This window comes from Bifidobacterium aerophilum, from assembly GCF_010667685.1.
GTDB classification, from domain to species: domain Bacteria; phylum Actinomycetota; class Actinomycetes; order Actinomycetales; family Bifidobacteriaceae; genus Bifidobacterium; species Bifidobacterium aerophilum.
In genome coordinates this window covers 1-5230 of record NZ_WHZW01000041.1, presented here as the reverse complement: position 1 = coordinate 5230, position 5230 = coordinate 1, and the positions used below count along the sequence as shown (strand labels likewise).

Below are 5230 nucleotides of genomic sequence, written 5' to 3'. Positions count from 1 at the left end.
CACGAACGTGTCGCCGTTGGCCTTCCATGTGGTCGCGGGGATGACCCGTGTCTTATCAGGGTTCGTGTAGATCTTCGCGGTGCGGAGCTTGGCGCAGGTGCTCGCGCGGTCGTGTCGTGCGACGATTCCCCAGATGGGTACGGCGTAGACGATGGCCGGGGAGTCGCCGGCGCGGAGCGGACGCCAGAAGATGCCGGCGATGAAGGCGATCAGGATGACGCCGACGATCAGCCAGCCGAAAAGCTGGGTTTGATCTGCGTAGAAGCCGACGGCGGCGAGCACGGCCCACAAGATGCTAATCAGCACCGGACCGCTATTGTCCGGCTTGCTTTTGCGCTTCTCGATACGCTCCTGCTCGCGTGCCATTTCACGACCAATCTGGGCGAAGTCGGTGCGATTGTTGTTTTGGTTGCTGTTCATGTCATATCTCCAGTTCCGCCGGCACATCGGGCACGGCCGAGTCGATGAGTTGGGCGATGACCGTTGACCGTGAGGCGCGCGAGTTGCCACGCTTGGCGGCATACACGAGGTTGTCGAGCATGCCGATAGAGGTCTCGGTGAGGGTGATGCAGATTCGGCGCTTGAAGAAGTCCTCCGCCCTAACGATCATCGTCGTCCTCCCCGGTGGTGAAGGACGGAACCGGTGCCGGAGCCAGCGGCGCGGTGTCGAGCTGCATGACGCGCACGGCGTCGGCGGTGATGCTCCATGCGATGCGGCCGTTCTTGACCCACGGGACGGGATGGACGGAACCGACCAGCTGGATGCGGGACAGTGGCGGAATCGGCGCGGTGGGCGCGTTGAACACGGAAAGCGTGACGTTGGCGTCCACGCCGTACTCGTCGAGGTACTGGCTGGGAATCTGGAAAACGGGCTTGCCGTTCACCAACTTCGGGGTACTGGTCGGATGGCCGGCATCGTCGTACTCCATCTTCTGGCGGATGGTGCTGGGGTCGATGCCGCGTGTGGTCTGGAACGCGCCGGGGATGTCGGCGGCGCTCATGGCGAGGTTCGGACTGAACGACATGGTGAAAGCTCCTTTCTACTAGTCGGATAGACCAGCGGTGCGGGATTGCGCCGCTAGCAAGCTTTCGCTATCACTGTAGCACTGTATAAAACCAAAGTGCAAGCGGCGTGTCGCTTCATTGCTTTAACTATGGTTAAAAATAAGAATATCGGTCTTAACCAAAGTGAAAGATATGAGTCATGGCATTCGTAAAATCTGAAATCCCATCGGCCGAACTGCCGGACATCGAACACATGAAGTCGAAACGCCGTCACGACTCCCTCGTAAAGACGGCGCTGGATACGATCAACGAGAATCCGGAGCTGCATACAATCCTCGCCAGCCGCGCGACAGCAGACGCCAGCAACGCAGTGATGGACGCGATAGACGACGCAGCCATGCAGCTTATAGCCGACCTGCGTTCTCAAGGTCTGGTGCTGTGCAAGAACCTCGCCCGCGTATGGGTATGCGAAGAGCTGGAAAAGCAGGTGCGGGCGATCAACAACTTCTATGCCGGCTCGGCGCTAGCCAATTGCGAAAGCAAATCGAACGTGTGCCGCGCGGCGAACATCTCACCGGCGGCATTCGCGAAGCATTGGACGGAAGCCGAGAAGATTCAACAGGCGACCGACGAAGCGGACAAGACAGGCAAACCGGTAAGCACCACCCTTGGCGGCCAACCGTTTGACGTCTACCCTCCGACCAGCCCCGACGCGCAGTGACGGCCGGGCGTTCTTGTTTTCCTTCATGCGAGATTGTGCGCTACGGCCAGCGGAGAGTCAAATCATTCAAACCGCGAGGCGGTTTGGTGTGTCTATTCAGACACACATCATGATTTGACTATCCGCCGGCCTTCGCTGGTTTTCGCATTTAGAAGGAAAACCAGAACTGAAAAACTTACTTCTCCTCCGTCGGCTGCACCGCCACAATCTCCCGTTTCGGCACCTGCCCGACACCCTCGGCGATGATCGAGGCGACCTGAACCAGCAGACGCGCGTTCTCGGTATCGCGCTGCTGACTCAGATCATGCAGGCGGTCTAAGTTGCGCTGCGTTTCCTCGGCGTGCTGCCGCCGCTCCTCCGAGAGCTGTTCGCGCAGTTTCTTCATCTCACGTTCCATGCGACGCTGTGCGGCCTCGGCCTGACGCACACGCTTGGAGAGGTTGGCTATCTCCCTATCCTTCAAACGGATTTCCTCGGACATCTCCGAAAACATCTCGTCGCCACCGGAGGCATCGAGCCGACCGGCAGACCGCACCCATGCGGCCACCTGCTCATCATGGGTATCGATCACCCACGCCCCGTCTATCTTCTTGGCCCTAATACGCCCATCGGATACGGCCTTCTTCAGACCGGCGGCGGAAATCACGCCCTTGGTCATCTCGGCAACCTTGGAAATTCGCAGCCACATACCCGTCACCTTCCTTAGTATCGATACCCGTAGCGATACCGGTATCGCCTATATTAGCCCCGATACGGTATCGATACCCGTAGCGATACCCGGCAGGAAATCACCCGGTTTGGCCTCACCGTCCGCGATCATATCCTGTTGTTCGTCGTTCAAGATCACGCCGCCGGGCAGAAGCCGGGCGACTTCCTGCCAATCCTCGTGTTCAGCGGCTTCGAGAGCGTCCGCGAGCAGTTCGGGCGTCCGCTTGCGCACGTCCTTATACACCTTGTTGGGCACCACGTACCCGACAAGGCCGGGGAGTTCGTCGGATTCGGCCTTTTCGGCCAGTTCCTCGTCTTCCAAATCCTCGACCTCCATGTCTTCCTTGAGGCCGCGCGACCATGTGATGCAGCGGCGGCGCAGCGTCGCTTGCCAGTATTCGAGCCAGAGGTCTTCGCGCTGGAAGTCGGACAGGCCGAGGCAACCGGCATCGAGCAGCTGGAACGGGTTCACCGAGCCGGCGCGGCCGTCCTTGATGTCGCCGCGTGCGATTTCCTGCGAGAGGGTGACCGCGCCCTTGTCGCCCTGCACCTTGGTGATGTATTCGGCCGCTTTGGTTCCGGCGTCCTTGCCGGCCTTGAATTGAAGATCTATGCCGTGCTCGTCGTTGGGAGCGACGTTGTAGGGGTTGCCGTCCTGCTTTTTGTAGGCCTTGGCGACGCGCTTCACCATCGTTTTCCAGCGTTCGAGCATCCAATCGTGCATGTCCTGCTGCTGGTCATCGTCCAGATCGCCGTCGAGGAAGATCACGAAGTGCACATGCGGGTGCCATCCGTTCTGCCCGTAGGTGACCTCTATGGCGCGGACGAATCCCCTGATTTTCCAGCGTTCCACGGCCTTTTTCCACGGGTTTCCGTTGATCATCTTCGTCCAGCCCTTGAGGATGGCGTCAAGGGTCATCGCCAGCGGCATAGTCTTGTCGTGGCGCAGCGTGAGCGTTCCGAACAGGTAGTAGCCGAAGCCCTCGGATACGGCGAGCCGTGGCGGGAGCTGCTGCCCCTCGTGTTCCTTCTGCCATTGGTCGGCGGCTGCCTGCCGCAGCTTCTCGGCGTGGTTGCCGATCGCCAGAGCGACCTCGTGGGCGCGTTCGTGGCGGATGATCGCGGAGCAGGTGGGGCACGCCCAGATCGAGCCGCACAGCATGGTGCCCGTGAATCTGGCCTTTTCGCCGTCGGTCATGACGCCCACGCCAGTGTCTACCGGTTGGCCGCATCGTGCGCAGCGGGGTAGCTTGGTCGGCTCGAATCCGAACGTTTCACCACCGGCATGACGGACGAGAATCTTTCGACTTTCGGCACGGCGACCATACGCCATACGCCGCAAATCGGCGCGGGGAATGGCGGGGGTTATTTTATTCGTCTTTTCCCAAGGCGAGCCGCTACGCGGCTCGCTCGCCGCCTCTGCGGCTACGCTACGCTTCGCCGCAACGGCGGCGGCGTGCAGTCGTTCGGCGGTCATGTGGCGGGACGGTGACGGGACACCCGAGGGGTTCCCGTTCGTCTGCTGAGTTGGTACACTCATAGTGACGACTTTCTACAAGTTGTGGCCAGCGGTGCAAGTTTGGCGACGAGAACCGCTAGCAAGCTTTCAAGAGATCCCCCGGATTCCCGTCCGGGGGATTTCCTTTTTCTGCTGTTGTTCAGTCTACGGGCAGTATCTGATTTTGCAAAGCATCCTCGGCGTTGTCCTCGCTGACGTAGGCGAAGCGGCATGAGGCTACTTGGCCGGAGTCAAGGCCGATGATCGCGCCGCCGCGTCGTGCCGGTGGGATTTCGGTCGGGCTGGGGGAACCTTCGGGCAGGTCTCCGAGGACGGCGCGGGCAGCCTCGGGCGTGGTGACGCGGAAGCAGACGCGAAGGCCGCAGTTGTCGCGCAGCGCGGACGGCAAGGAATCGACGGTGGGCTTCTGGGTGATGGCGAAAAGGAGGAATCCGGCCGACCTTCCTTTTTTCACGATGTCGGTTGCGGCAGCGAGGATTTCGCCGGCCTTGGTCTTGGCCTCCTTGCCTCCGAGCACGCCTTTGAGGTCGAAATACGACTGGCACTCATCGATGATGATGACTTCCAGAGGGGGACGCCGATCCGGCGGAATGTTCCAGAAATTGGATGCACCATACTGCGGACGCATAGAGGACATACGAAATCGCATTTGTTCATCCAGTCGAAGGAGCAAATCATGCACGGTGTCCAGATCGTCACGCACAAAGTTGGTCGCGGCCGTTTTCGCCCACGTCCAATCGTCGCCGCCCTTCCCGTCAATAATATGCAGGTTGACGCAGCCGGAGAGGTACAAGGCCAATACGATGACCATCATGCCGGCCGTCTTGCCGCTGCCGGGAACACCTCCGACCACGACGCCGCTAGTGTTGCCGATGGTCAGTGTTGCGTCGGTGCCGTCTTCGAGGAGTCCGACCGTGATTGTGCCGGTCGTTGGGTCAAAAGGCCGAAGCCGGAACGTGTGTGAGCGTCCCGGCTTCGGTTGGTGCTGCCACGGCCATTTCATGCGATCACGCCCGTGATGGCATCATCCAGCACCGTGTGAACGGTGTCGGAGCGTGAGAGCTGGAGGGTGATCACGCCAGGATTTTCCCGGTCTTCGGAGATGGCGAAGGCGCGGGCGCGCCAAACGCGGGCGTTCTGCACGAGCAAATCGTGGATGTGGTCGGGGTTCATACCAGCCTCGCCGCCTCCGTCGAAGCGCACGAACGTGTCGCCGTTGGCCTTCCATGTGGTCGCGGGGATGACCCGTGTCTTATCAGGGTTCGTGTAGATCTTCG

Annotated in this window: 8 protein-coding genes; 1 reads left to right on the top strand and 7 read right to left on the bottom strand. The window is 60.5% G+C overall.

From position 1 onward, the window contains the following. The 3 genes from GFD25_RS11830 to GFD25_RS11820 form a co-directional block, all read right to left on the bottom strand. On the bottom strand, positions 1 to 420 hold a 420-nt coding region (locus GFD25_RS11830), incomplete at its 3' end, for a hypothetical protein (protein WP_163233076.1). Position 421: 1 nt separating this feature from the next. After that, positions 422 to 610 (bottom strand): hypothetical protein, encoded by a 189-nt coding sequence (locus GFD25_RS11825; RefSeq protein WP_163233074.1) that lies wholly within the window; start codon positions 608 to 610, stop codon positions 422 to 424. Beyond that, positions 600 to 1025 (bottom strand): hypothetical protein, encoded by a 426-nt coding sequence (locus GFD25_RS11820; RefSeq protein ID WP_163233072.1) that lies wholly within the window; start codon positions 1023 to 1025, stop codon positions 600 to 602. Before GFD25_RS11820 ends, GFD25_RS11825 begins: the two co-directional genes overlap by 11 nt. Positions 1026 to 1204: 179 nt before the next feature. Between GFD25_RS11820 and GFD25_RS11815 the strand changes: the two genes are divergently transcribed. After that, positions 1205 to 1726 (top strand): hypothetical protein, encoded by a 522-nt coding sequence (locus GFD25_RS11815; RefSeq protein ID WP_163233070.1) that lies wholly within the window; start codon positions 1205 to 1207, stop codon positions 1724 to 1726. Between the two features lie 175 nt (positions 1727 to 1901). Here the strand turns inward: GFD25_RS11815 and GFD25_RS11810 are convergent, their stop codons facing one another. The 4 genes from GFD25_RS11810 to GFD25_RS11795 form a co-directional block, all read right to left on the bottom strand. Beyond that, positions 1902 to 2414: a hypothetical protein gene (locus GFD25_RS11810; protein WP_163233068.1), complete on the bottom strand. Its 513-nt coding sequence runs from the start codon at positions 2412 to 2414 to the stop codon at positions 1902 to 1904. Positions 2415 to 2462: 48 nt separating this feature from the next. Continuing rightward, positions 2463 to 3911, bottom strand: a complete 1449-nt coding sequence (locus GFD25_RS11805; protein WP_163233066.1) for a protein rep — start codon at positions 3909 to 3911, stop codon at positions 2463 to 2465. 181 nt (positions 3912 to 4092) lie between these two features. Next, a complete protein-coding gene (locus tag GFD25_RS11800; protein ID WP_163233064.1) occupies positions 4093 to 4956 on the bottom strand; it encodes an ATP-binding protein in 864 nt (287 codons plus the stop codon). Next, positions 4953 to 5230: hypothetical protein (locus GFD25_RS11795; RefSeq protein WP_163233062.1), on the bottom strand; the 278-nt coding region annotated here is incomplete at its 5' end. The genes GFD25_RS11795 and GFD25_RS11800, both read right to left, overlap by 4 nt.

Coding starts and splice junctions, on each gene's coding strand:
- GFD25_RS11825 (WP_163233074.1), bottom strand. CDS start 610: ATGATCGTTAGGGCGGAGGACTTCTTCAAGCGCCGAATCTGCATCACC.
- GFD25_RS11820 (WP_163233072.1), bottom strand. CDS start 1,025: ATGTCGTTCAGTCCGAACCTCGCCATGAGCGCCGCCGACATCCCCGGC.
- GFD25_RS11815 (WP_163233070.1), top strand. CDS start 1,205: ATGGCATTCGTAAAATCTGAAATCCCATCGGCCGAACTGCCGGACATC.
- GFD25_RS11810 (WP_163233068.1), bottom strand. CDS start 2,414: ATGTGGCTGCGAATTTCCAAGGTTGCCGAGATGACCAAGGGCGTGATT.
- GFD25_RS11805 (WP_163233066.1), bottom strand. CDS start 3,911: ATGACCGCCGAACGACTGCACGCCGCCGCCGTTGCGGCGAAGCGTAGC.
- GFD25_RS11800 (WP_163233064.1), bottom strand. CDS start 4,956: ATGAAATGGCCGTGGCAGCACCAACCGAAGCCGGGACGCTCACACACG.